Below are 24,131 nucleotides of genomic sequence, written 5' to 3' on the forward strand. Positions count from 1 at the left end.
AAACCGCTTCATTGACTGTCCCGTTCAATTGGGTAGGGACGCTATCGCCCGCGACATTCCGATTTAAGTTGAAAAACTCCGGCATCGGAAAAGTGACGCTGCGGCGGCGGTTTATGCAACATTCAGGTTAGTTGATGTCAAACCACGGATTCGTCATGCAAAAAAGGAAAAGTGTTTGTACATGGACATCATGCTGGACTATGCCGAATTTGTCAGCGTAACGGCAGAGAGAAGGAAGGAAATAGTATTGGAGCGTTTGTTGGAAGACGTACCACGGATTGTCAGAAAGTACAAATTTGCCGATTTTGACACCGAACTTTTTCTTTCAGATTTCAATAAGTATTATTCTGGCCTTTTAGCAGAGTTACCGCAATCGCCAGCACTCGCCACCTGATCGGTGTGACAGGGGGCGCGCCTTAGAGGCCCTCCTCTGTCTTTGCAGCGACGAAAGTGCGTGCCGACGCGGCATCCTACACTGTCGAATCAGCTCTCCGGCAATGGCCGGCCTACTGGATCGCTAATCGACCTCTTAGTGCAGCAAGCTGGAATCGGTGAGATGCGCATGCTCGCGCCGGCGTTGAAAACTGTCGCAAACCGGCGTGTTGTTCTCCTGCAGCCGCCCCACCCACCGCAAACTATCTCGCTTTCCCATTTGGGGCTGGCGCCGTCGCAAGTGTTGTGGGTAAAGAGCGGGAAGTTCCCGAACGCGCTGTGGGCCGCAGAGCAGGTGTTGCGCTCCGGGAGTTGTGGCGCGCTCCTTTTCTGGGCACCCCATGTTCGGCCGGAGAGTTTGCGCCGCCTGCATCTGGCGGCGCAAGCCGGCGAGACCTCGTTCTTCGTGTTGCGTCCGTTGGCAGCCGCCCATGATGTGTCGCCGGCCCCTCTGCGGCTCATCCTTCGCGCAGCGGTCGGCGGCATCGACATTGGCTTTATCAAACGCCGCCGGCCTCAACGCGACGAACCGCTTTTTCTGGCATTGGATGGACCTGGCAATGCGGCCGTTCGTCCACATACCCCGGTATAACCAGCACCAGAACCGGCACCAAGCATGGCGCCGCTGGCCCGGAGCGATGAGGAGGCCAGAGCAGGGTAGGGCCGTTCGTGTTCCAGCCATAAGTTGTGCTGCAAAAGACTAATACGGACTCCACACTTTATGGGCAGGATCGCGTTCCGCTACCTCGCTCATTTTCCTGCGCGCGGCGCATGCTAACCGGACAGCGTCGTCTCATGCGTCGTGCGGGTATCAGACTGGGGACGACCGCACGCCATGCATACCTCAGCCAGCGCGTGCGCGCCGGTGCGGTGTAAACGGGCGCGCAGTTCTACCACCGGCAATTGCGAGGCAACATGGAACTTCAGCAGCAACCCGTCGGTCAGGGCACAGCGGCCGTGCCGGAGTTTGCTGATCACAGGGTGGGGGAGGTCTACCTGACGCGCCAGCGCCGCATCATTTTATTGCGCCGGATGCTGGTAACGGTACTCCTGCGTGCGCCCGCCGTAGCCGTAGGCGCTTGCCCGCACGTCGTCAACGTAGATATAGCTTTCTTCGTGCAGCTCGCCGAGCAGCGCGCCGAAGCCGGCGAACACGGCCGCGATGTACGCCGCCTTTTCATCCTTGGTGTTGGTCTCGTCGGTCACCTTCACATCCACGTAGACGCTGTGCTTGCGTTGCGCGCTCAGCGACTCGCCGCCGACGATCCAGCAGTCGGGGTCGACGAAATCGATGGCGATGGCAATGAGCTCCCTCTTCTTCCCGAGGATGGCGATGGTCTTGTCCTGCACCAGCTCGGCGATCTGGCGGATCATGGCGGGCGATTTCACGGCACTGATTTTGATATTGATGATAGGCATTCGAATCTCCATTGATTAGCTATGCAACTACTTGGGTAAAAAAATCAAACCAGTGCCGCGCGCGCCTGCTTGAGCGAAGCGACGATGGCGGCGAACTGTTCCGGTTCGAGAAGCTGCTTCAGGCGCGCGGTGACGGCCCCGCTCGCGGCGTTGAGCTCCTCATGCATGCCCAGCGCGCGCGGTTCGGGGAACACGGCGCATTCGCGACCGTCCCCGCCGGTGGCGCGGCGGTCGATCAGCGCCAGCTTTTGCAAACCGTCGAGCGAGCGCGTGGCCGTCGGGCGGCTGATCACCAGTTCCTTGGCCAATTCGCTTTGCAGCAAACCCGGCCGCGCCAGCACCGCGCGCAGCATGAAGGCCTGCGAGGGCGTCAGCCCGAAGGGCTTGAATGCGCGCGTCCATTCACGCTCGAGAACCCGGGCCAGCGCAGTAGTGTTGAAATAGAGGCAGTGATCAAACATGACTCCACTGTAGCCGATAATAGTTCGCTATGCAACCAGTTTATGGCATTGTTTCACGTGAAGCATTTTGGGGCTCGGCGTCGAAATACTTCAGCAGCAGGGCATTCACCTGTCCCGCCGCTTCCAGCTGAAGCCAGTGACCGGCTTTTTCGATGCGTTCGAACTGGAAGGGGCCGCCCGTATACTTCTCGGAGCCGCGCATCTGCGCTTCGGTCAAGGCCACATCGCCCGCGCTCCACACGCCCAGCACCGGCGTGGTGACGGTCGGCCAGGTACTGGCGTTGAACATTTTCAGGTTGGCGCGGTAATAGTTCAGGGCGGCGGTCAGGCGGCCGGGACGGTCAAGTTGCGCGCGCCATTCCTCGAACTGGGCGGGGGTGCTGGCCAGGCCACGCAAGGAATGCCAGTCGAAGGCCTTGATCATCGATTCGGCGATCCCGCGCAGCTGGAATACCAGCACGTAATAGCCTTTGAGCAGCTGCAACAGCCCACCCTCGGTGTAGGCGGCCGGATGCCCTACCGACAGCGCCACGAAGCGTTCCACGCGCTCTGGCGCATGCATGCACAGGTTCCAGCCGACCACCGAACCCCAGTCGTGGCCGACCAGCAGCACCTTGTCGACGCCGAGCGCGTCGAGCAGGGCCACCATGTCGGCGCGCAGCAGGTCCATGGCATAGGCGTCCTCGCTGGCGGGCGCTTCGGTGCGGCCGAAACCGCGCAGGTCCGGCGCGATGACGCGATAGCCGGCGGCAACGAGCGCGTCGATCTGCAAGCGCCACACCGCATGCGTATCCGGAAAACCATGTAGCAAGAGCACGGCCGGCCCCTCGCCTTCGGTGACGACGTGCATCGCAATGCCATTGACGCTCAGTGTTTGTTCCATCGTTTCTCCGCAAAAAATTGGATAAAAAAAAGCCGGGTCATGCGACCCGGCCTTCAATGCTGCATTTTAAGCAATCATACGGATTTTTTACGAACACCGGAGGCCGCCAGCGCAGCGCCGATTTCGCCGACGATGCCGCGTCGGAACAGCAGCACGCAGAGGATGAAAATCAATCCCGTCACCATGCCGACCGATTCGCCCAGGGTATTGAACCACTCGACCCCGGTGTGGGTCGCCAGGAAGGTGCCGACATCGCCCAGCTTGTTTTCCAGCGTGATGATGATGAAGGCGCCGATGATCGGCCCCGACAGCGTACCCATGCCGCCCACCAGGGTCATCAGGATCACCAGGCCGGACATGGCCCAATGCACGTCGGTCAGCGTCTCGAAGCCCAGCACCAAGGTCTTGGTGGCGCCCGCCAGGCCTGCCAGCGAGGCCGACAGGACGAAAGCCACCAGCTTGTACTTGTCGACGTCGTAGCCGAGCGAAATGGCGCGCGGCTCGTTTTCCTTGATGGCCTTGAGCACCTGGCCGAACGGCGAATGCACCGTGCGCACGATCAGCGCAAAGCCCGCCACCGCGATGGCCAGCACCACGAAGTACAGGGTCAGGTCGTTGCTCAGGTCGATTACCCCGAACAACTTGCCACGTGGAACACCCTGCAAGCCATCCTCGCCATGCGTGAAGGGCGCGCGCAAGGCCGCAAAATACACCATCTGCGCCAGCGCCAGGGTGATCATGGAAAAGTAAATGCCCTGCCGGCGAATCGCCAGCTTGCCCATGACCAGGCCGACCAGGGCGCCGGCGGCCACGCCAAGCAGGATGCCGACTTCGGTCGGCAAGCCGAGCACGGTCAGCGCGTGCCCGGTCACGTAGCCGGCCGAGCCGAAGAAAGCGGCATGGCCGAAGGACAGCAAGCCCGTGTAACCGATCAGCAAGTTGAAGGCGCAGGCGAACAGCCCGAAGCACAGCAACTTCATCAGGAAGACGGGATAGCCGACAAAAGGCGCCGCCAGCGCAATCAGCAGCGCGACGCCGTAAGCGATGTTCTTGTTCATCAATGGCTCCAGTTCTCGGTGACTTGTCTTTACTTCTCTTTGCCGAACAAGCCGGCGGGACGGATCAGCAGCACGATGACCATGACCACGAACACCACCACTTCCGAGCCTTCCGGATAGAAGACGCGGGTCAGGCCCTCGATCACACCCAGGCCGAGGCCGGTGAGGATGGAACCCATGATCGACCCCATGCCGCCGATCACCACAACAGCGAACACGACGATGATCAGGTTCGAGCCCATCAGTGGCGTGACGTTGATGATCGGCGCCGCCAGCACCCCGGCAAAGCCGGCCAGGGCCACGCCGAAGCCGTAGGTCAGGGTGACCATCAGCGGCACGTTGATGCCGAAGGCTTCGACCAGTTTCGGGTTCTCGGTCCCGGCCCGCAGGTAGGCGCCGAGCTTGGTCTTTTCGATGACGAACCAGGTTGCCAGGCAAACGCTGAGCGAGGCGAACACGACCCACAGGCGGTAGTTGGGCAATTCCATGAAGCCCAGGTCGGTGCGGCCCTGGAGCAGTTCCGGCACGCTGACGGACTGGCCGGAGTTGCCGAAAAACGAGCGGAACACGCCTTCGAGCAGCAAGGTAATGCCGAAGGTCAGCAGCAGGCCGTACAGGTGATCGAGCTTGTAAAGCCAGCGCAGCATCGATTTTTCGACAATGATGCCGAACACGCCGACCAGCAGGGGTGCCAGCGCCAGCATGGCCCAGTAGCTCAGGCCGAAGGTGGTGACGCCGATGTAGGCCGCAAAAGCGCCCATCATGTAGAGGGCGCCGTGGGAGAAGTTGATGACATTAAGCAGGCCGAAGATGACGGCCAGGCCAAGCGAGAGCATGGCGTAGAAAGAGCCGTTGACCAGGCCGAGCAAGAGCTGGCTGACCATCGCCTGCAGGGGAACGCCGAATATTTCCATGGCATCTCAGTTCATAAAGTGGGACCGGGGGCTATCCGTCGTTCCCGCGCAGGCGGGAACCCAAGTTTGTCGAGCCGCCAGCTACGGTACGAAATTGGGTTCCCGCCTGCGCGGGAACGACGGAGGCTGGTGGGAACAACGACGCTAATGGCTTAGCGAGCGAGCGAAAACCCGCTTAACTTACTTCCACAACGCGCACTTGGTTTCCGCCTTGGTCGTATACGCCTGCGCGCCAGGAATGGTCGCGATGACCTTGTAGTAATCCCACGGATACTTCGATTCGGCCTGCTTCTTCACTTCCATCAGATACATATCGTGTACCATGCGGCCGTCCGGACGGATCTCGCCGCCCTTGGTGAACATGTCGTTGATCTTGGTCTTCTTCAACTGCGCCATGACCTTCTCGCTGTCGTCGGTCCCGATCGCCTTGACCGCGTTCAGGTAATTGGTCGCGGCCGAGTAATCGGCCGCTTGCAACATCGACGGGAACTTCTTCATCTTGGCGAAATAGCGCTTCGACCAGGCCCGGCTTTCCGGGCTCTGGTCCCAGTACCAGCCATCGGTCAGATACATGCCCTGGGTCATGTTCAATCCCAGGGTGTGGATATCGTTGATGAACACCAGCAAACCGGCCAGCTTCATCGACTTGCCGACGCCAAACTCGTTGGCCGCCTTGACCGCATTGATCATGTCGCCGCCGGCATTGGCCAGCCCCAGGATCTGCGCCTTCGAGCCCTGCGCCTTCAGCAAAAAGGACGAAAAATCCGAGGCCGACAGGGGATGCTTGGACGCGCCCGTCACCGTGCCGCCAGCAGCCTTGACCACGTCGGTCGTGTCTTTTTCAAGCGACTGGCCGAAAGCGTAATCGGCGGTCAGGAAATACCAGGACTTGCCGCCCTGCTTCACGATCGCGCCGCCTGTTCCACGTGCCAAGGCCACCGTGTCGTAGGCGTAATGCACGGTGAAGGGCGAGCATTCTTCATTGGTCAGGCGGGCCGTGCCGGCGCCGATCGAAATGAAGACTTTTTTCTTTTCCGCCGCAATCTTGGCCATGGCCAGGTTGGCGCCCGAGTTGGTGCCGCCGATCAGCATGTCGACACCCTGCTGGTCGAACCATTCGCGCGCCTTGCTGGCGGCGATGTCGGCCTTGTTCTGGTGATCGGCGAAAACGAATTCGATTTTCTTGCCGTTGATGTTGCCGCCCAGGTCGGCGATCGCCATCTTGACCGCTTCCGCGCCACCGGCGCCATCGACGTCGGCGTACACGCCGGACACGTCGGTCAGCATGCCGATCTTGATGGTGTCGTTCGATACTTGCGCGTGGACTGGCAAGGCGAATCCGAGGCAGGCGGCGCTGGCTGCTAAAGCAATGATGTTACGTTTCATATTGTCTCCATGTAGGGTATTGGTATGGTCTTGCTATGGGCTGTCGCTATCCTGCTATACGCCCAACAGTTCAGTCAGAATTGGCATCTTGGCGCTTAGTTCCGACGAAGCAAAGGTTTCCACGATCTGACCGTGCTCCACGACGTAAAACCGGTCCGCCAACGGTGCGGCGAAGCGGAAATTCTGTTCCACCATGACGATGGTGTAGCCCTTGGCCTTGAGCGTGGTAATCATGCGCGCGAGGCCTTGCACGATCACCGGCGCCAGGCCTTCGGAAATTTCATCGAGCAGCAACAGGCGCGCGCCGGTGCGCAAAATGCGCGCCACGGCCAGCATTTGCTGCTCGCCGCCGGACAAACGCGTGCCCTGGCTGTTTTTTCGTTCCAGCAAATTCGGGAACATTTCGTAGATTTCGGCCACCGACATGCCGGCGTCGCTACCGGCCAGTTGCGGCGGCAGCATCAGGTTTTCTTCGGTCGAGAGCGATGAAAAGATACCCCGCTCTTCCGGGCAATACCCGATGCCCAGGTGGGCAATCTTGTGCGTCGGCAGGCTGATCGACTCGACCCCGTTGACCTTGATCGAGCCCGTGCGCGCACCGGTCAGGCCCATGATCGCGCGCAATGTCGTGGTACGGCCTGCGCCGTTGCGGCCCAGCAGGGTCACGACTTCGCCCTTCTCGACCCGCAAATTGACGTTGTGCAGGATGTGCGATTCGCCGTACCAGGCTTGCAGATGCGAAATTTCGAGCGCGGCGGTCATCAATGCGCCCCTTCGAGCTCGGCGCTGGTGGTGCCCATGTAGGCTTCCATCACTTGCGCGTTGGTCGAGACTTCGGCGTAACTGCCCTCGGCCAGCAAGGCGCCGCGCTGCAGCACGGTAATCTTGTCGCAGATGCCGGAAACCACACTCATATTGTGTTCCACCATCAGGATGGTGCGGCCGGCCGAGACTTTTTTGATCAGCTCGGTGACCCTGTGGACATCTTCATGGCCCATGCCCTGGGTCGGCTCGTCGAGCAGCATCAGTTCGGGTTTCATGGCCAGGGTGGTGGCGATTTCGAGCGCGCGCTTGCGCCCGTAGGGCATGTCGACCGTCACGGTATCGGCGAACTCGGTCAGGTCGACCTCGGCCAGCAGTTCCATGGCGCGCTCGTTCAGGCTCGCGAGCGATTTTTCGCTGCGCCAGAAATGAAAGGACGTCCCCAGCTCGCGCTGCAAGCCGATCCGCACATTCTGCAACACTGTCAGGTGCGGAAACACGGCCGAAATCTGGAATGAGCGGATGATGCCCATGCGGGCAATCTGCGCCGGGCGCGCCGGGGTGATATCTTTTCCGTTGAACAAAATCTTGCCCGAGGTGGGCACCAGGAATTTGGTCAGCAGATTGAAGCAGGTGGTCTTGCCGGCGCCGTTGGGGCCGATCAGCGCGTGAATGTGTCCGCGCTGGACGGCGAGATTAACATCGTTGACTGCGGTAAAGCCCTTGAACTCTTTGGTCAGGGCTCTTGTTTCCAATATGACATCTGTCATTGTGTCTCCGGTTTATTTTCATACCGCTTTGAAAACATTTTTTGTTCGACTATACACAGATTGGATTTTGCTCACAATACAGTATAACTACCATGCTGCCAGCCCTGATGCCTATCAGGCAAGCGACATGGAAGTGCAACTTTGCGGCAGTTTTGCGGTCTGGCTACGGCGTTAATGTCGCTCAGTTAAGCTTTTTTGCCATAAACCGTAGCTCCGTCATTCCCGCCTGCGCGGGAATGACGGAGCTTAAGTTAGCGGCATTAAGCTATGGCGCTGGCTTGGCTGCCTGCGCCATCAGTTCCGCCGCCCGTTCGGCAATCATGATGGTCGGGCTGTTGGTATTGCCCGAGGTGATCAAGGGCATCACCGAGGCATCGACCACGCGCAGTTTTTGCACGCCATTCACACGCAATTCGCTATCGACCACCGCCATTGGGTCCCCCGCCCGGCCCATCTTGCAGGTGCCGACCGGGTGGAAAATCGTGGTGCCGATCTGTCCGGCGGCGTCGGCCAGTTCTTGTTCCGTCTGAAACGCTATCCCGGGTTTGAATTCCTGTGGCGCATAGCGCGCCAAGGCCGGCGCGGCCACGATCTTGCGCGTCAGCCTCAGCGCCGCCGCCGCAGTCGTGCGGTCGTCTTGCGTGCTCAGGTAATTCGGCGTGATTTTCGGTGCGGCGTAGGAATCGGCGGAGGCAATGCGCACATGCCCGCGCGAGCTCGGCCGCAGGTTGCACACGCTCGCCGTGAACGCCGGAAACGGATGCAAGGGGTCGCCGAATTTTTCCAGCGACAAAGGCTGCACATGATATTGCAGGTTCGGCGTGACCTGGCCGGGATCGGAGCGGGCAAAAGCGCCCAGTTGCGACGGCGCCATCGACATCGGTCCACTCTGGAACATCGCGTATTCCATGCCGATTTTCATCTTGCCGAACCAGCTGGCCGCCGTGGTGTTCAAGGTCCGCGCATTGCTGACTTTATAGATCATGCGCAGCTGCAAATGATCCTGCAAGTTATCCCCAACCCCGGGAGAGTCGACCTGCACCGTCACGCCGGCATCGCGCAACAGCGCCGCCGGCCCGATGCCGGACAGTTGCAAAATCTGCGGTGAGCCGACGGCGCCGGCGGTCAGCACCGTTTCCAGCGCGGCCGTCGCCGTGAACGCCGTACCGCCGCCGGTAAATGCGACGCCCCGGCAGACTTTGCCCTGCGCGGTCTCGTCGATGATCAACCGTTCCACGTGGCAACCGGTCATGATGGTCAGATTGGGCCGTTTGGCCGCTGGCTTGAGGAAGGCCTTGGCCGTGTTCCAGCGGATGCCACGCTTCTGGTTGACGTCGAAATAGTTGCAACCGTCGTTGTCGCCACCGTTGAAATCGTCGATTTTGCGAATACTGGTTTGCTCGGCCGCATCGCGAAATGCATCGAGCAATTCCCAGGACAGGCGTTGTTTCTCGACCCGCCATTCACCGCCGCTACCGTGCAGTTCGCTGGCGCCGCCGTGGTAATCCTCGCTCTTTTTGAACAGCGGCAATACCTTGTCCCAGCCCCAGCCGGGGTCGCCAGTCAGGTCGGCCCAGCGCTCGTAATCGTGCGACTGGCCGCGCATGTAAATCATGCCGTTGATCGAGGAACTGCCGCCCAGGACTTTGCCGCGCGGATAAATCAGCGCGCGACCGTTCAGGCCGGCATCCGCTTCGGTCTTGTACAGCCAGTCGGTGCGCGGATTGCCGATACAGTGCAAATAGCCGACCGGAATGTGGATCCAGAGGTAGTCGTCGCGTCCGCCCGCTTCGATCAGCAGCACGTTGATATCGCGGCGCCGGGTCAGGCGGTTGGCCAGCACGCAGCCGGCGGTGCCGCCGCCGATGATGATGTAGTCGTATTCTCCTGCCGATTCCACATGCCGCTCCTCGTCTCGTTTCTATGATGTGCGCATCTCGGCCACCAGCATCTGCATCAGTTTGGCAACCGGCATCGGCCGCGCGCGGCCGATCTCGGCGCCCGCCCAGAGCGACATCAGTTCGGTGTCGCCCCGTTCGGCTGCGGCTGCGCGGATGCCCGTGGTCAGTGCGTTTTGGACAGGATACGCTGGAACTTGCTTCTCAACACTTTCCATCATGCGCATGAAGCTGTTTTCCAGGCCGCGCGCGTAGCGGCCGCTAAAGGCGCGGGTCAGGCGGGTGGGCGTGTCGCGCGCCTCGATCAGCCGCTGTCTATAGGCGGGATGAATGCCGGACTCGTCGGTCACGATAAAGGCGCTGCCCATTTGCACGGCCTGGGCGCCCAGCGCGAGTGCTTCGGCAATATCGACCCCGGTCATGATGCCGCCGGCGGCAATGAGCGGCATCCTGACGGCGTCGGCCACCTGGAGCCAGAGCGCTTTTCCGCCCAGGATGGCGTCTTCTTGCGGTCCAAGAAAGGTGCCGCGATGGCCGCCGGACTCGATGCCCGAGGCGATCACGGCGTCGGCGCCCACGTTTTCCCAGGCCAGCGCTTCTTCCACCGTGGTGACCGTCCCCATGACGTAGATGCCGGCGTCGTGCAGGCGCTCGACCTGGATCGGCGTCAGGATTCCGAAGGTAAAACTGGCGGCCGCCGGACGCAGTGCGATCAGGGTCTCGAACTGGGCCTCGAAGTCCTGGCACCACTGTGTTGGCACAGGCAAGTTGTCCCAGCCGAGGCTTTCCCAGACCGGACGCAGCAGTTCAACGGCGGCGCTGACCTCATCAAGCGTCGGCGAAGGTGTCTGGAGAACAAAAAAATTGAGCAAAAATGGTTGATCGGTCATCGACCTGATCCGGCCAACCTCGTCGCACAAGGCTGCGGGCGACAACAACGATCCCGCCATGCAACCCAGGCCGCCAGAATTCGATACTGCGGCCACCAATTCGGCCCGGCTGGCGCCGCCAGCCATCGGGCCTTGCAAAATTGGAAACTTAAACAAGGCGTGCAATGCCATATCACCTCCATCAAGGTTCGAAACGACCTGTGGATAAGCCTATTGATATCCACAGGCACCGTTTGTGGATAAATGCGACTTTATTCACAGGCCAAAATTTGTCCCAGATTGATACCAGCCGGATACAGAGGCGATCACCGACTTATACCTCTCGCAAGCTCATGATTTCGTACAGGTTTTTGCCATTATCCACAGAAAAACACCCCTGTTAACAACTACTACTAATTCTATATTTAACCTTTTTAGGTAAACCATCAAGACCTTTGAAAAAACGAGTCCGAGAACCCCAAAGGCCAAAAAACGAAAAATTTTTTTCTTTGCTGAACAAAAACTCAAAGTTTCCCAAAAAAAACAACCGGCCACAAACACGGGCAGGTCACTTTTCTCCAGACCAAAAAAAGTCGCGAAGAACGCGACTGGCTGGCAGCACATGTGGATAAGTCGATGGATATCCACAGGATGAGATGTGCAAAACCATCGACTTTGTTCACAGGCAAATTTTTGTCCAACAGTCATCCTTCGAAGATACAGGCCTTTTCCAGCGACTTTTTCGATACGTAAACGATTGATCCTGTTGATAAAACCGGACTTATCCACACAAAAACCGGCGTTTACTATCACTACTAAATTTGTATACATACTACTTATATAAAACCCTAAACCCCGGCAAAGCAGTGCATAACCTCGAAGTCATCCACAGCGACATCCTCCAAAAGCCAGAAAAACCCGAAAAACAAGCGCTTACAAGCGACTTCTGAGGAAAACGCTGAACCGCCGATGCCGCCAGAAGCCCCTGAAGGCACCGCCACGGCCACAACCAGGCCGCTGGAGCGCAAGCCGGGACTGTCTGCAGGAATCGACGCTGGCGGCCTCCTGCGCACCTTGCAACGCTTGCAGTCGATGCAGAACGGTTTATCCTTGTGGAAAACTCCGGACTTACCCACATGCACACTCACCAAAAAAGGTTCTGCAAAGCATGAATTCAGGCAAAAACATACGTTTAGGCATCATTAGCGCCTTGCACGAAGAACAGGAAGGGCTCGTGGAAGGCATGCAAGGCCCCGCCACGCTCATCCATGGCATGCGCAACTACGCATCAGGACAAGTCGCGGGAATCGACGCTGTGTGCGTCCTGTCGCGGATTGGCAAGGTTGCCGCCGCCATGACCGCGACCACGCTTGTGGAAAAGTACGGAGTTACCCACATCCTGTTCACCGGCGTTGCCGGCGCCGGCGATGCGGGAGTGAAGGTGGGCGACATCGTGGTGGCCGAATCGCTGGTCCAGTACGACATGGATGCCAGTCCCCTGTTCCCCCGCTTCGAGGTGCCCTTGACCGGTTTGTCGCACTTCCAGTCCGACTTGCAGATGAGCCAGCGCGCCGCCAGTGCGGCGCTTGAATTCCTGGACAAGGATTTTGAAACGGCGATCGACGACGTGGAACGGGCCGAATTTGGCCTGGAGCGGCCACGGGTGCATCGCGGGCTGATTGCCAGCGGCGATCAGTTCATCAGCAAACGCGTACACCTGGCGCAGTTGAACGGATCGCTGCCAGGATTGCTGGCAGTGGAAATGGAAGGAGCGGCGGTGGCCCAGGTGTGCTTCGAGCTGGGCATTCCGTTTGCGGTGATCCGGACGATTTCGGATAACGCGAATGAAGAGGCGGCGACCGATTTCATGCGCTTCGTGAAATCAGTCGCCTCCCGTTATGCTTTTCATATCGTCACGCGTTTCTGCGCCGAGCTGAAAAGCGGCCAGCCTCAGAGGTTGTGAGTTTTTCGGGCGTGCCCGAGCAGCGCGCCAGAGAGTGGCCGAGCTAGGCGCAAAGCACAGCCATAGCTCGGGCTATGGCGAGCATTTGCAACGACGAGCGGGCGCTTTCTGGCGTGATGAGCGGGCATGATCGAAAAACTCTCAGCCTCTCAGACCAGCAGGGAATCGGCCGGCGTGTAGTCGTACCCGAGTGCCTGGGCAATTGCCGCGTAAGTGATTTTGCCCTGGCAGACATTCAGGCCGTTTTTCAGATGGGCGTCGTCGGCCAGGGCTTTTTTCCAGCCCTTTTCCGCCAGCGCCACCGCGTGGCCGATGGTCGCGTTATTCAAGGCAAAGGTCGAGGTGCGCGCCACCGCGCCCGGCATGTTGGCCACGCAGTAATGCACCACGCCATCGACGATATAGGTCGGATCGGCGTGCGTAGTCGCATGCGAGGTTTCAAAACAGCCGCCCTGGTCGATCGCCACATCGACCACTACCGCGCCGGCCTTCATTGTCGAAATCATGGCGCGCGTGACCAGCTTGGGCGCCGCGGCGCCCGGCACCAGCACGCCGCCGATCACCAGGTCGGCCGACAGCACCGCTTCCTCGATCGCATGCGCATTCGAATACTGGGTCGAAATGCGGTTGCCGAATATCAGGTCGAGCTGGCGCAGGCGGTCGATGCTTTTATCGAGCACCGTCACCCGCGCTCCGGTGCCAACGGCCATTTGCAGCGCATTGGTACCGACCACGCCGGCCCCGATAATGAGCACATGGCCGGCCGCCACGCCGGGCACGCCGCCGAGCAGCAATCCCATGCCGCCTTTGGATTTTTCGAGGTGGGCGGCGCCGGCCTGGATCGCCATGCGCCCCGCCACTTCGCTCATGGGAGCGAGCAAGGGCAAACCGCCGCCGGCGCCGGTAATGGTTTCGTACGCGATGCACACGGCGCCCGATTTGACCAGCGCCGCGGTTTGCTCCGGGTCCGGGGCCAGGTGCAGATAGGTGTACAGGATCTGGCCGTCGCGCAGCATCGCGCATTCGACCGCTTGCGGTTCCTTGACTTTGACGATCATGTCGGCGCGCGCGAAAATCTCTTTCGCGTCATCGACCATGCTCGCACCGGCGGCCACATACTGCTCATCGGATAACCCGATCTCAGCGCCCGCATTTTTCTGAACCAGCACCTGGTGTCCGCGCGAACTCAATTCGCGCACGCTCGGCGGCGTCAAGCCGACCCGGTATTCGTGATTCTTGATCTCTTTTGGAACGCCTACGATCATGTCATCCTCCAAGGGGTAAGTTTATTCCTGCATCATTACAGACCTAAAGTCATCAGGCTTGCGTTTCCGCCAGCCGCAGTGGTATTGACGCACAGTGCGCGCTCGGCCACCATGCGCCACAGCGCAATCGGACCTTCTTCCGAGGTATCGATCACGCCGACAATCGCGCCCTGGCGGCTTGCCAGCACGGGCCACAATTCAGCCTTCAGCGACGCTTCTACCAGGGCAATCTGGAAATGGCATTCTGCCGTATCGACGCCGCTCACGAAGGTCATGCGGTCCATGACTTCCGGCGGCAAGCCTTCGGGAATGACTTCTTTTGCGCGTGCCAGCACAATCGCCTGGTTGCCCGTCGCCAGGCATGCCGCCAGTTGATTGAGCAATACGCCAGGCGTTGCCGCCGCACACAAAATGGCGCCGCGCGGGGCGAACGCCAAGCCGTTGCGCTCGCCGGTCGGGCCGGGCAGGGTCAGGCTGGCGCCGGCCAAGGTGGTGCGCATGTATTCTTCGGCCAGGGTGACAACGTGCGCGTGGCCGTGGGTGTTGGCCCAGACCAGCAAGGCGTCCAGGCCCGGCGTACACTGGCGCTCATGTTGCAGCAGCGGCGGTGCGGCGCGCTGCAGGCGCTTGAGGTAGAGCGGGCCGCCCGCTTTCGGGCCGGTTCCGGACTGGCCTTCGCCACCGAACGGTTGCACGCCGACCACGGCGCCGACGATATTGCGGTTCACGTAGATATTGCCGACATGCGCGCGCGCGGTAATGAAATCGATCGTTTCATCGATACGCGAATGCACGCCCAGGGTGAGGCCGAAACCGGTGGCGTTGATCGACTCGATCAGTTTTGGCAAATCGTCGCGGCGATAGCGAATGATGTGCAGCACCGGGCCAAATACTTCGTGCGTCAGTTCGGCCAGCGAGCCGATTTCGAGCACCGTCGGGGCCACGAACGTGCCCTGCGCCGCCACTGCCGCCGGCACTTCCAGCGCAAAATGGTTTTTGGCGGTCGACTTCATGCGCGCAATATGATCGAGCAGGTTTTGCTGCGCTTCCGCATCGATCACCGGGCCGATATCGGTGGCCAGGCGATCCGGCACGCCGACGCGCAATTCCTGCATCGCGCCCTTGAGCATCTTGATGGTCTTATCGGCGATTTCCTGTTGCAGGAACAGCACGCGCAAGGCCGAGCAACGCTGGCCGGCGCTGTCGAACGCCGATGTCATCACATCCTGCACCACCTGTTCCGGCAAGGCCGAGGAATCGACGATCAGCGCATTCTGGCCGCCCGTTTCGGCGATCAGGGGAATGTCGCACGACTCTTTTACCGAACGCGCCGCCAGGGTGCGGTTGATCAATTGCGCCACGTCGGTGGAGCCGGTGAAAATCACGCCTTTGACGCGCGCATCGCCAGTCAAACCGGCGCCGACGACTTCTCCGCGACCGGGCAAGAATTGCAGGGCCGCTGTGGGAATACCCGCTTCATGGAACAACTGCACCGCGCGATATGCGATCAGCGGGGTTTGTTCCGCCGGTTTTGCCAGCACCACGTTGCCGGCGGCAAGCGCCGCCGCCACCTGTCCGGTAAAGATCGCAAGCGGGAAATTCCACGGGCTGATACAGGTCACCGGACCGAGCGCCAGCACCTGCTGCGTGCCATGCACCTGGGCCGCGTAATAGCGCAGGAAATCGACCGCTTCGCGGATTTCGGCGATCGCGTTCGGCAGCGATTTACCGGCTTCGCGAATGGCCAGCGCCATCAGTTCCGCATAGTTTTCTTCAAACAGGTCGGCCACGCGCGCGAGCATCGCGGCACGCGCCGTCGGTCCGGTGGTTTGCCAATCCATGGCGTAATTGCTGGCGCTGTGCAGCGCCGTTTCCACATCGGCCGCGCTGGCGTCGCTGACTGTGCCGACGACGTCAAGGTGCAGCGCCGGATTGCGGATCGACGCCGGCGCGCCGGCCACCACGGGGCCATCGATCAAGGGTGCGGCGTGGTAATTGCGCGGCTGCGCCAGCGCGCTGCCGATATCGCGCAGCACATCTTCGTTGGACAGATCGAGCCCGGCCGAATTCTTGCGTTCCGCACTGAACAAGGCAAGCGGCAAAGCGATGCCCGGATGCGGCGCACCGCCCTGCGCGCGGGATGCCTCGAACGGGTCGGCGATGAGCGATTCGATCTTCACTTTTTCATCGACAATCTGATTGACGAACGAGGAATTGGCGCCGTTTTCCAGCAGGCGGCGCACCAGGTAGGCGAGCAAGGTTTCGTGCGAGCCGACCGGCGCATAAATGCGGCACGGTTTATCCAGGTTGGCCTTGCCCACGACCTGGTCGTACAGCGTTTCGCCCATGCCGTGCAGGCACTGGAATTCATACTCCTTGATGCCGTCCTGCTGCGCCCAGGTGTAAATCACCGACAGGCTATGCGCATTATGGGTGGCAAATTGCGGATACAGCAGGCTGCTCGCTTTTAACAGTTTTTTGGCGCAGGTCAGGTACGACACGTCGGTGTAGACCTTGCGCGTATAGACCGGATAACCGGGCATGCCATCGACTTGCGCGCGCTTGATTTCGGCGTCCCAATACGCGCCTTTGACCAGGCGCACCATGAATTTGCGGCCGCTGCGCTGCGCCAGGTCGATCAGGAAATCGATCACGAACGGGCAGCGCTTCTGGTAGGCCTGCACCACGAAACCGATGCCCTCGAAACCGGCCAGGTCCGCATCGAACGCCATCGCTTCCATCATGTCGAGCGAAATTTCGAGGCGGTCGGCTTCTTCCGCATCGATATTGATGCCGATGTTGTACTGTTTGGCCAGCAACACCAGGCTTTTCACGCGTGGCAGCAGTTCGCTCATCATGCGCGCATGCTGGGCCCGGCTGTAACGCGGGTGCAGGGCCGACAGCTTGACCGAAATGCCCGGACCATCCTTGATGCCGCGCCCGTTCGACGCCTTGCCGATCGCATGGATCGCCGTTTCGTACGAGGCGTAATAGTTTTTGGCATCGGCTTCGGTCAGGGCCGCTTCGCCCAGCATGTCGTAGGAATAGCGATAGCCGCGCTGTTCATTGTCGCGGCTGTTCTTGATCGCTTCGCCGATGGTCTGGCCGGTAACGAACTGGTTGCCCAGCATGCGCATCGCCAGGTCCACGCCCTTGCGGATCAAGGGTTCGCCGCCCTTTCCGATCAGCTTGGTCAGCGCCGAGCCGAGCCCGGTTTCGCTGCTGGTGCCGACCAGCTTGCCGGTAATGAGCAAACCCCAGGTCGCGGCGTTGACGAACAGCGAGGGCGACTCGCCCAGGTGCTTGCGCCAGTCGCCTTTACTGATCTTGTCGGCAATGAGGCGGTCGGCGGTCTGGCTGTCGGGAATGCGCAGCAGCGCTTCAGCCAGACACATCAGTGCGACACCTTCTTCCGAAGACAGGGAGAATTCATGCATCAACGCATCGACGCCGGACGAGCGCGTGCGTTTTTCACGCACGGCCGAGACCAGGCGGTGCGCCAGCGCGTGCGCGTCCGCATGGGCTTGATTGCCCTGCCCCAGCAGCCAGTCGACGGCCTCGGCTTCATCGCGCCGGTAAGCGGCGGTGATGGCGGCGCGCAAGGGCGTCTGGTCCGGCTTGATTTCAGCCTGGAGCGCTGAGAAGGGAACGAAGGGGATGGCCGAAGCAGCGGCAGTGTGCATGGAGAACTCTTTACTTGGATTAAACGAATCGGAATGACGATTCCGCGCACGATCAACATGGCTTTCCGTTAAGGAATCGATGTTGCGTCGTGCGCGAAAAGATGATTCGATTGTAGAGTGAATTCTTCTGGATTAATTCTGGTATTACAGAAGACTAGCCATAGATTGTTTTTGGTGAGACAATTTCACCAAATAAAATTTATTGCGGAGATCTCAATGCTGGACAAGATTAGCAAGAAAATTCTGTCGGAACTACAAAGCGACGGCCGGATCAGCAATGTGGAACTTGCGGCGCGGGTGAACCTGTCGCCTGCCGCTTGCCTCGAGCGCGTGCGCAAGCTGCACGAATCGGGTTACATCATGGGCTACACGGCCCAGCTCAATCCCCAGTTGCTCGACGTTTCCTTGCTGGTTTTCATCGAAGTGGTGCTCGACCGCACCACACCCGAAGTCTTCGACGCCTTCAAGAACAGCGTCCAGCTCATCCCCGAAGTGCTCGAATGCCATATGGTGGCCGGCGGTTTCGACTACCTGGTCAAGGCCCGCGTCAAGGATATGGCCGCCTACCGCGAATTCCTGGGCAAAACCCTGCTCCAGAAAGGCGTGCGCGAAACCCATACCTACGCCGTCATGGAAGAAGTCAAAAATACCACCAAACTGCCGATCAAATAGGCACCCGAGCGAAGCGGCCGGCAATGTGGAGCGGGTACACGGTTTCCTGGGCAATATCGAACGCTCTTCCAGCGTGTCGGAAACGGCCATCGGGCAAATTGCCGGGGCGGCGCAGACGCATGTGCAGACCACCCGCAGCATTAGCGGCGCCTTGTGCGAGATCCGCGACAGCATGCTCTCGACCAATGCCGAAGATCCGATCCGGCTTGCAGCCCAGCAGGCGGCGGACGAGATCGGGAAGTTGTTCAGCGCGGCGATCAAGACGGGCCAGATCAGTCATGAGGCACTGTTCGACCGCCGTTACAAGCCGATTCCAAATACCGATCCGCCCAAGCACAGCACGCGTTTCGATGGCTTTACCGAGAAGGTGCTGCCGGCCTTGCAGGAAGCTTTATTGGCGGCCATGCCGCAACTGGCGTACCCGGGCGCGGTCGACAGCAATGGGTATTTTCCGACCCATAACAAGAACTTTTCGCAGCCGCTGACCGGGGATTACGCTGTCGATATCGTCAACAACCGGACCAAGCGCATTTTCAATGACCGCACCGGGTCGCGCTGCGGCGCGAATACCAAGGCGTTTTTGCTGCAGACCTACAAGCGCGATACGGGGGAAGTCATGCACGACCTGTCGGCCCCGATTTATGTCGATGGCAAGCACTGGGGCGGATTCCGGATCGGGTACCGGTCGGCGGCCACATCGCACCGGACGATCCGCGGCGCTACCTGGCCGCTAAACCTTCCCTGAGATGGTCGAGCAGCCAGCGTCCCGCCGGCCCGAGTGCGCGCTTGCGCATATGCGCCGCATACATGGTCAGTCCTTCCCGGGGCGTCGGGTCGTCGATGATCTGAAACGCATGCAGCTGCCCGGCGGCGACCGGCCCGGCGATCAGATGCGCGGGCATGCGGCACCATCCAAAGCCGGCCATCACGAAGTCCAGGCGCCGCCCCAGATCGACGAAGCGCCACAGCCTGGCGCTCGCCAGCCCGTAATTTCTTCCATCGGGGTCGACAGGATCGGACAGCACAAGTTGCACGTGCGGTTCCAGATCGCCTTGCGTTGCCGGACGTCCCAGCGCGGCCAGCGGATGTGCGGGCGCGACGACAGGCTGCATGCTGATCGTGAGCAAGGGGTAGGCGACGACGTCATCGGGAACGGCGGGAAGCAGCAGGCAGATGCCGAGCGCGGCCGAGTCGCTGCGCAAGCGCCGCAAGGAGCCGCCCAGCCCTTCTGTCGAAAAACTGACTGGCAGATCGGGAAAGCGTTCCCCCAGCGCGCGCAAGCTGTCGATCAGGGGTGCGCTCGGCACCAGCGGGTCGATGGCGATGACGAGTTCGGGCTCCAGGCCGGCGTGCGTGTTCATCGCTATCGCCTGGAAACGGTCGGCGCTCGCCAGTACCAGGCGCGCCTGCCCGACCAGGACGCGCCCGCTGTCAGTCAGGCGCGGCCGGTGACCGCCGCGGTCGAACAGCAGCACGCCCTGGACTTGTTCCAGCGTCGCTATCGCCTGGCTGATGGCGGACTGTACACGCCCCAGTTTCCTGCCTGCGGCGGAAAAGCTGCCCGTATCGGCGATCGTCACCAGCACGCGCAGCTGGTCCAGCGTAAGACTTCCGATCAAGACCGTCCTCCCCTGCGTAAGTCATCACCAATTCCGATAGAAAGTATCATATTTTGATCTCTGGCAGAGGGGGAATGCGGGCTATATATTGTTCGCCTGAAGCCAATTTTTCGTAAGGAGATATTCAAATGACTCAACTTCTGGTGGTCCAAACCAGCCCTCGCGGCAATACCTCGGTCTCGCGCCATATGACGCGCCGCTTTGTAACGGCGTGGCTGGCCGCACACCCGGGCGGCGATGTGCTCGAGCGCGATTTGATGGAAACGGGTTTGCCGTTTGTCACGGCGCCCTGGCTGGAGGCGTATTTCACGCCCCCTGCCCAGCATTCGCCCGCCATGAAGGACAGGCTGGCGCTGTCGGACCAACTGGTGGCCGAACTGCTCGCGGCAGACCACATCGTCATCGCCACGCCGGTCTACAACTATAACGTGCCCGCTGTACTGAAGGCATGGATCGATCACATCGTCCGCAAGGGGATGACGCTCGGCGTCGACGGACGCGGACTCGTTACCGGCAAACGGGCGACGGTGCTGATCGCCTCGGGAGGCGTGTATACCGAAGGTTCGCCCATCCGCGAGCGCGATATTGCCACGCAGTACCTGCGCCTCATCCTCGGTGTCATCGGCATTAGCGATATGACCTTCGTGGCCGGCGGCGGCGCCAAGGCGGTGGATCTGGGCGCGGAAACGATGGAGGGATTCGTTGCCGGATTGGCGCCCGAGCTCAAACGCGCCGCAGCGCACTGAACAACACCGGCATAGGAGGGTCGGGCGCGGCTTAGTCGCTGTTGGCCACCGCCCGCAAGGTCGTCGTATTCATTCCCTCCAGATGCTTGCGCAGCCATTTGTGGGCCGGGCTGCGGGCGTCGCGTTCGTGCCAGAGCATGTCCAGATGCACCGCCGGCAAGCTGAACGGCAGTTCGCGCCACACCAGCGCATCGGTCATCCCGGTCGAGGCAATCAAATGCTTCGGCAGCACGGTGATCAAATCCGAATTGGCCACCACCCGCCCTGCCGTGAAAAACTGGTTCACGGTCAGCAAAATGCGCCGCTCGCGGCCCAGCTGCGCCAGCGCCTCGTCCACCAGGCCATGCGCGCGGCCCGAAAAACTCACCAGCAAGTGATTCGCAGCGCAATAGTTCTCCATCCCCAGCTCGACCTTGGCCAGCGGATGGTTCTTGCGCATCACGCAGACATAATGGCCCGAATACAAGCGCTCATGGCGGATCGGCGAACTGGTGTCGCTCGACAACTGCGCCGCCACTCCGGGGAAAAACCCCACCGCCAGGTCGATATCGCCGCGCAGCAGCATCGGGCGCGGTTCGCGCGTCGTCAGCGGCACCATGCGCACGTTCACGCCCGGCGCTTCGCTTTCGATCGACCGCATCAGCGAAGGCAGCCAGAACGCCGCCGTGGCGTCCGCCATGGCCATGCGGAAGGTGGCGTGCGCCTTGGACACATCGAACGTTTCCGGCGTCACCGCCGCTTCCAGCCCGGCCAGCGCCTGGCGCACGGCTGGCCACAGCAACTCGGCGCGCGGAGTCGGCTTGACGCCGTAGGCCGTGCGGATAAGCAATTCATCGCCCAGACTCTCGCGCAAGCGCTTGATCGCGTTCGACACGGCCGGCTGGGTCATCGCCAGGTGCCCGGCCGCGCGCGTCAGGTTTTGCTCGGTCATCACCGCGTCGAACACGCGCAGCAGGTTCAAATCCAGGGTCAAAAAGCTCATGATGATCGAAAAGAGTTAGCGATTAGCTATCATACCGCAATCCATTCACCATTGATATAATCGGTATTGGATATTGGAATTGGATTTATATGTTGCGTTGCACTATAGTTGATTCATAACAACTGATCCTGCGATTTTCCTATCATGTCTACTCTGCTTCACACCACGGGCGATGCCGCCTTTTCGCTGATGCCGCTGGTGCAAGGCGTGGCCCTGGTCCTGGCGCTCGCCGCCGTCGCCCTGTTTTTCAAGCCTTTGCTGCTTGGTATCTTCCGCGCGCTGGTGCTGGTGGTGAAACCACGCCTGAGCAAGGACCAGCTCGCGGCACGCCGGAATATGCGCAACGCCAAATTGTTGCAACGGATGACCAATTCCTCAAGCGGCAACGCCAGCCTCACCGCTGAACTGCGCGCGATGGCGGCCCGTTCCTGATGGCCCCGGCCGCGCGCGCGGCAGGCAAAAAAAAGCGGCGCCCGGTCAATACCGGCGCCGCTTTTTATTGCTCAGGGATGTTATTTTCCGCCGAGCAGAGCTGTCTTCAAGCCCGTATCGACCGGATGCTCGCCCATCCAGATGCGCAAAATGGCGTTGTAGAACGCGATATCGGGAACAACTTCACCGATTTTCTTGCCGTTGAACTCGCACTGGGTGCCGGTTCCGGGAATCCAGTCCAGATGCAGCACATCGCCCTTTTTCAGCCCTTGCAGCAGGGCGAACATTTCGCCGAACTTGCTGATCTGGGTGACGATCTTGGCTTTTTCGGCGTTGTCGAGATTTTTGTTCAGGCCGTTCATGAAGGCGTCGCCGAAATCGTCCGAGGTCAGGTCGCGCATCATCACCAGGGTGACGCGGCGAGGACCCTCCATCTTCATAATTTCAGGCAAGGACTTGCTTTTTTCCGGCAGGTACAGCGAGGTGACATACACTTTCGCCACGAATTTCTGGCGCATGCCGAAGCCGTTGAGCTGGAGTTCCTTGCCGGCGACCTTGACGGTATCGTCGAGCTTGACGCCGCTGATCTCCGCCGCACAGGCACCCTGGCCGAAGGCGCAAGCGAGGGCGATTCCTGCCAGCAAACCTTTGAAACTAAAACTGTTCATTACGATCATGGTGTCTCCAGTGGTTGGACTATTTTTGTTCCGCATAAAAACCCGTGGCGCCGGCCTGCGGTTTGCCGGTGTCCATTCGATCGGCACTCCCGCATTTTGCTTCAACGCGCCAGCACCCGCGACGGACGACACGAGCACAGCCGCCATCGTATTTACGCGGCGGGTATTATAGACTTTTTGTGCGGTCGAGATCGGGCCGAGATATGCGCTGCGAGGAAAACTTAATGGTGGGGTGCTAAGGAACTAGGCAAATATACCATTGAAATTCACAAAAAAATTGCCGCAAGGGCATTTTTAGCAAGGAATTCAGTGGTTTTAAGACAAAACTGTGGCTCTAAAGGCACATAACTTTATAAGTTGACAATGCCACTTAAAAGCGGGTCAGGCGTGGCGGCAGCGGTTCAGGCTGGGGGCGCGTCCGGCGTGTCCTTGCCGGCGGTCAGGCGCTCGTACTTCGCGCGCAACTGTTCCGGCGTTTCGCGCCAGGCCGGGTTGAAGGGAATGCAGCTGACCGGGCACACTTGCTGGCATTGCGGCTCATCGAAGTGACCGACGCATTCGGTGCATTTGTTGGGGTCGATCTCGTAGATCTCGGCACCCATGTAAATGGCGTCGTTCGGGCACTCGGGCTCGCACACGTCGCAGTTGATGCAGTCGTCGGTAATCAGTAAGGCCATGATTGCTTTGCTATTTATTCCGAAGGCGGCGCCATGGTGGCGATCTTCTTCTGTAACCAGCGGTCGACCGATGGAAACACGAACTTCGACACATCGCCGCCCAGCATGGCAATCTCGCGCACGATGGTGCCGGAGATAAACTGGTACTGGTCGGACGGTGTCAGGAACAAGGTTTCGACATCGGGCAGCAGGTAGCGGTTCATGCCCGCCATCTGGAACTCGTATTCGAAGTCGGACACGGCGCGCAGGCCGCGCACGATGACGCGGGCGTCATGCTTGCGCACGAAATCCTTGAGCAGGCCCGAAAAACTCTCGACCTTCACGTTGGGATAATGGCCCAGCACCTCATTGGCGATTTCCAGGCGGTCGTCCAGCGAGAAAAACGGGCGTTTGTTCTTGCTGTCGGCGACGCCCACGATCAGGCTGTCGAACAGCCCGGACGCACGGCGCACCAAATCCTCATGGCCGCGCGTGAGCGGGTCAAAGGTTCCTGGATAAACGGCTACAACCATTGCGGCTCCCTAGAGATGCACCAATATAGAACGCGCATTATGCCTGAAATT

General features: G+C 60.2%; 25 protein-coding genes and 1 pseudogene. 7 read left to right on the plus strand and 19 right to left on the minus strand.

The annotated features are described in order from the left end of the window. Window positions 1-181: 181 nt before the first annotated feature. On the plus strand, window positions 182-394 hold the full coding sequence (locus F1735_RS23505) for a hypothetical protein (protein ID WP_167239186.1): 213 nt from the start codon (window positions 182-184) through the stop codon (window positions 392-394). Window positions 395-436: 42 nt separating this feature from the next. Then, the gene (gene imuA, locus F1735_RS23510) at window positions 437-1,024 is read left to right on the plus strand and encodes a translesion DNA synthesis-associated protein ImuA (protein WP_229505922.1); all 588 of its coding nucleotides are present in this window, start codon (window positions 437-439) and stop codon (window positions 1,022-1,024) included. 182 nt (window positions 1,025-1,206) lie between these two features. Here imuA and F1735_RS23515 read toward each other — a convergent pair whose 3' ends face one another. The 12 genes from F1735_RS23515 to F1735_RS23570 all read right to left on the minus strand — a co-directional run bounded on the left by F1735_RS23515 (window position 1,207) and on the right by F1735_RS23570 (window position 11,665). Beyond that, window positions 1,207-1,410: a hypothetical protein gene (locus F1735_RS23515; RefSeq protein WP_167239187.1), complete on the minus strand. Its 204-nt coding sequence runs from the start codon at window positions 1,408-1,410 to the stop codon at window positions 1,207-1,209. A 42-nt stretch (window positions 1,411-1,452) separates the two neighbouring features. Continuing rightward, window positions 1,453-1,851 (minus strand): tautomerase family protein, encoded by a 399-nt coding sequence (locus F1735_RS23520; RefSeq protein WP_167239188.1) that lies wholly within the window; start codon window positions 1,849-1,851, stop codon window positions 1,453-1,455. Window positions 1,852-1,895: 44 nt separating this feature from the next. Then, on the minus strand, window positions 1,896-2,312 hold the full coding sequence (locus F1735_RS23525; RefSeq protein WP_167239189.1) for a MarR family winged helix-turn-helix transcriptional regulator: 417 nt from the start codon (window positions 2,310-2,312) through the stop codon (window positions 1,896-1,898). Window positions 2,313-2,352: 40 nt separating this feature from the next. Next, complete coding sequence (locus tag F1735_RS23530; RefSeq protein ID WP_167239190.1) at window positions 2,353-3,195, minus strand: alpha/beta fold hydrolase; 843 nt, start codon at window positions 3,193-3,195, stop codon at window positions 2,353-2,355. A gap of 74 nt (window positions 3,196-3,269) precedes the next feature. Continuing rightward, the gene (locus F1735_RS23535; protein ID WP_167239191.1) at window positions 3,270-4,253 is read right to left on the minus strand and encodes a branched-chain amino acid ABC transporter permease; all 984 of its coding nucleotides are present in this window, start codon (window positions 4,251-4,253) and stop codon (window positions 3,270-3,272) included. A 29-nt stretch (window positions 4,254-4,282) separates the two neighbouring features. Continuing rightward, complete coding sequence (locus F1735_RS23540) at window positions 4,283-5,167, minus strand: branched-chain amino acid ABC transporter permease (RefSeq protein WP_166889120.1); 885 nt, start codon at window positions 5,165-5,167, stop codon at window positions 4,283-4,285. A 180-nt stretch (window positions 5,168-5,347) separates the two neighbouring features. Continuing rightward, a complete protein-coding gene (locus tag F1735_RS23545; protein ID WP_167239192.1) occupies window positions 5,348-6,553 on the minus strand; it encodes an ABC transporter substrate-binding protein in 1,206 nt (401 codons plus the stop codon). 54 nt (window positions 6,554-6,607) lie between these two features. Then, window positions 6,608-7,315 (minus strand): ABC transporter ATP-binding protein, encoded by a 708-nt coding sequence (locus tag F1735_RS23550; RefSeq protein WP_166889126.1) that lies wholly within the window; start codon window positions 7,313-7,315, stop codon window positions 6,608-6,610. Further along, complete coding sequence (locus tag F1735_RS23555; RefSeq protein ID WP_167239193.1) at window positions 7,315-8,085, minus strand: ABC transporter ATP-binding protein; 771 nt, start codon at window positions 8,083-8,085, stop codon at window positions 7,315-7,317. Before F1735_RS23555 ends, F1735_RS23550 begins: the two co-directional genes overlap by 1 nt. A gap of 265 nt (window positions 8,086-8,350) precedes the next feature. Beyond that, entirely contained in the window at window positions 8,351-9,985 is a 1,635-nt protein-coding gene (locus F1735_RS23560; RefSeq protein ID WP_167239194.1) for a GMC family oxidoreductase, read from the minus strand. A 21-nt stretch (window positions 9,986-10,006) separates the two neighbouring features. After that, window positions 10,007-11,044 carry an NAD(P)H-dependent flavin oxidoreductase gene (locus F1735_RS23565; protein WP_167239195.1) on the minus strand — a complete coding sequence of 346 codons (1,038 nt, stop codon included), beginning with the start codon at window positions 11,042-11,044 and terminating at the stop codon, window positions 10,007-10,009. Window positions 11,045-11,203: 159 nt separating this feature from the next. Further along, window positions 11,204-11,665, minus strand: coding sequence for a hypothetical protein (locus F1735_RS23570; RefSeq protein WP_167239196.1), 462 nt, complete (start codon window positions 11,663-11,665; stop codon window positions 11,204-11,206). Between the two features lie 355 nt (window positions 11,666-12,020). On the opposite strand from F1735_RS23570, the gene F1735_RS23575 reads away from it, so the two are divergent. Beyond that, window positions 12,021-12,815, plus strand: a complete 795-nt coding sequence (locus F1735_RS23575; protein WP_167239197.1) for a 5'-methylthioadenosine/adenosylhomocysteine nucleosidase — start codon at window positions 12,021-12,023, stop codon at window positions 12,813-12,815. Between the two features lie 149 nt (window positions 12,816-12,964). Here the strand turns inward: F1735_RS23575 and ald are convergent, their stop codons facing one another. Both ald and putA read right to left on the minus strand, forming a co-directional pair. Then, complete coding sequence (ald, locus tag F1735_RS23580; RefSeq protein WP_167239198.1) at window positions 12,965-14,080, minus strand: alanine dehydrogenase; 1,116 nt, start codon at window positions 14,078-14,080, stop codon at window positions 12,965-12,967. A gap of 35 nt (window positions 14,081-14,115) precedes the next feature. Beyond that, entirely contained in the window at window positions 14,116-17,763 is a 3,648-nt protein-coding gene (gene putA / locus F1735_RS23585; protein ID WP_167239199.1) for a trifunctional transcriptional regulator/proline dehydrogenase/L-glutamate gamma-semialdehyde dehydrogenase, read from the minus strand. A gap of 216 nt (window positions 17,764-17,979) precedes the next feature. Between putA and F1735_RS23590 the strand changes: the two genes are divergently transcribed. Both F1735_RS23590 and F1735_RS23595 read left to right on the plus strand, forming a co-directional pair. Continuing rightward, the gene (locus tag F1735_RS23590; protein ID WP_126073517.1) at window positions 17,980-18,435 is read left to right on the plus strand and encodes an Lrp/AsnC ligand binding domain-containing protein; all 456 of its coding nucleotides are present in this window, start codon (window positions 17,980-17,982) and stop codon (window positions 18,433-18,435) included. A 7-nt stretch (window positions 18,436-18,442) separates the two neighbouring features. After that, window positions 18,443-19,180 (plus strand): annotated as a pseudogene (locus F1735_RS23595) (methyl-accepting chemotaxis protein); the annotation flags it as partial. Here the strand turns inward: F1735_RS23595 and F1735_RS23600 are convergent. Continuing rightward, window positions 19,155-20,054: a LysR family transcriptional regulator gene (locus tag F1735_RS23600; protein WP_167239200.1), complete on the minus strand. Its 900-nt coding sequence runs from the start codon at window positions 20,052-20,054 to the stop codon at window positions 19,155-19,157. The pseudogene F1735_RS23595 and the gene F1735_RS23600 sit on opposite strands and share 26 nt — an antisense overlap. Window positions 20,055-20,182: 128 nt before the next feature. Between F1735_RS23600 and F1735_RS23605 the strand changes: the two genes are divergently transcribed. Further along, window positions 20,183-20,800 (plus strand): FMN-dependent NADH-azoreductase, encoded by a 618-nt coding sequence (locus F1735_RS23605; protein ID WP_167239201.1) that lies wholly within the window; start codon window positions 20,183-20,185, stop codon window positions 20,798-20,800. Window positions 20,801-20,831: 31 nt separating this feature from the next. Here the strand turns inward: F1735_RS23605 and F1735_RS23610 are convergent, their stop codons facing one another. Next, window positions 20,832-21,782: a LysR family transcriptional regulator gene (locus F1735_RS23610; protein ID WP_167232459.1), complete on the minus strand. Its 951-nt coding sequence runs from the start codon at window positions 21,780-21,782 to the stop codon at window positions 20,832-20,834. 144 nt (window positions 21,783-21,926) lie between these two features. Between F1735_RS23610 and F1735_RS23615 the strand changes: the two genes are divergently transcribed. Next, window positions 21,927-22,214, plus strand: coding sequence for a hypothetical protein (locus tag F1735_RS23615; protein WP_167239202.1), 288 nt, complete (start codon window positions 21,927-21,929; stop codon window positions 22,212-22,214). 80 nt (window positions 22,215-22,294) lie between these two features. On the opposite strand, the gene F1735_RS23620 is transcribed toward F1735_RS23615, so the two are convergent. The 3 genes from F1735_RS23620 to coaD all read right to left on the minus strand — a co-directional run bounded on the left by F1735_RS23620 (window position 22,295) and on the right by coaD (window position 24,080). Beyond that, the gene (locus F1735_RS23620) at window positions 22,295-23,038 is read right to left on the minus strand and encodes a chalcone isomerase family protein (protein WP_229505923.1); all 744 of its coding nucleotides are present in this window, start codon (window positions 23,036-23,038) and stop codon (window positions 22,295-22,297) included. A gap of 254 nt (window positions 23,039-23,292) precedes the next feature. Beyond that, window positions 23,293-23,568, minus strand: coding sequence for a YfhL family 4Fe-4S dicluster ferredoxin (locus F1735_RS23625; RefSeq protein WP_167239203.1), 276 nt, complete (start codon window positions 23,566-23,568; stop codon window positions 23,293-23,295). Window positions 23,569-23,582: 14 nt separating this feature from the next. Further along, on the minus strand, window positions 23,583-24,080 hold the full coding sequence (gene coaD / locus F1735_RS23630) for a pantetheine-phosphate adenylyltransferase (protein WP_166889171.1): 498 nt from the start codon (window positions 24,078-24,080) through the stop codon (window positions 23,583-23,585). Window positions 24,081-24,131 lie beyond the last annotated feature (51 nt).

This window comes from Massilia genomosp. 1 (assembly GCF_011682185.1).
Classification (GTDB): Bacteria; Pseudomonadota; Gammaproteobacteria; order Burkholderiales; family Burkholderiaceae_D; genus Telluria_A; species Telluria_A rubra.

Bases quoted from the DNA above. Each gene is read 5' to 3' on its own strand.
- F1735_RS23590 (WP_126073517.1), top strand. From the start codon at position 17,980: ATGCTGGACAAGATTAGCAAGAAAATTCTGTCGGAACTACAAAGCGAC.
- F1735_RS23605 (WP_167239201.1), top strand. From the start codon at position 20,183: ATGACTCAACTTCTGGTGGTCCAAACCAGCCCTCGCGGCAATACCTCG.
- F1735_RS23550 (WP_166889126.1), bottom strand. From the start codon at position 7,315: ATGACCGCCGCGCTCGAAATTTCGCATCTGCAAGCCTGGTACGGCGAA.
- F1735_RS23555 (WP_167239193.1), bottom strand. From the start codon at position 8,085: ATGACAGATGTCATATTGGAAACAAGAGCCCTGACCAAAGAGTTCAAG.
- F1735_RS23620 (WP_229505923.1), bottom strand. From the start codon at position 23,038: ATGGCGGCTGTGCTCGTGTCGTCCGTCGCGGGTGCTGGCGCGTTGAAG.
- F1735_RS23610 (WP_167232459.1), bottom strand. From the start codon at position 21,782: ATGAGCTTTTTGACCCTGGATTTGAACCTGCTGCGCGTGTTCGACGCG.
- ald (WP_167239198.1), bottom strand. From the start codon at position 14,080: ATGATCGTAGGCGTTCCAAAAGAGATCAAGAATCACGAATACCGGGTC.
- F1735_RS23505 (WP_167239186.1), top strand. From the start codon at position 182: ATGGACATCATGCTGGACTATGCCGAATTTGTCAGCGTAACGGCAGAG.
- putA (WP_167239199.1), bottom strand. From the start codon at position 17,763: ATGCACACTGCCGCTGCTTCGGCCATCCCCTTCGTTCCCTTCTCAGCG.
- F1735_RS23520 (WP_167239188.1), bottom strand. From the start codon at position 1,851: ATGCCTATCATCAATATCAAAATCAGTGCCGTGAAATCGCCCGCCATG.
- coaD (WP_166889171.1), bottom strand. From the start codon at position 24,080: ATGGTTGTAGCCGTTTATCCAGGAACCTTTGACCCGCTCACGCGCGGC.
- F1735_RS23575 (WP_167239197.1), top strand. From the start codon at position 12,021: ATGAATTCAGGCAAAAACATACGTTTAGGCATCATTAGCGCCTTGCAC.
- F1735_RS23540 (WP_166889120.1), bottom strand. From the start codon at position 5,167: ATGGAAATATTCGGCGTTCCCCTGCAGGCGATGGTCAGCCAGCTCTTG.
- F1735_RS23615 (WP_167239202.1), top strand. From the start codon at position 21,927: ATGTCTACTCTGCTTCACACCACGGGCGATGCCGCCTTTTCGCTGATG.
- F1735_RS23535 (WP_167239191.1), bottom strand. From the start codon at position 4,253: ATGAACAAGAACATCGCTTACGGCGTCGCGCTGCTGATTGCGCTGGCG.
- F1735_RS23545 (WP_167239192.1), bottom strand. From the start codon at position 6,553: ATGAAACGTAACATCATTGCTTTAGCAGCCAGCGCCGCCTGCCTCGGA.
- F1735_RS23625 (WP_167239203.1), bottom strand. From the start codon at position 23,568: ATGGCCTTACTGATTACCGACGACTGCATCAACTGCGACGTGTGCGAG.
- F1735_RS23530 (WP_167239190.1), bottom strand. From the start codon at position 3,195: ATGGAACAAACACTGAGCGTCAATGGCATTGCGATGCACGTCGTCACC.
- F1735_RS23565 (WP_167239195.1), bottom strand. From the start codon at position 11,044: ATGGCATTGCACGCCTTGTTTAAGTTTCCAATTTTGCAAGGCCCGATG.
- F1735_RS23525 (WP_167239189.1), bottom strand. From the start codon at position 2,312: ATGTTTGATCACTGCCTCTATTTCAACACTACTGCGCTGGCCCGGGTT.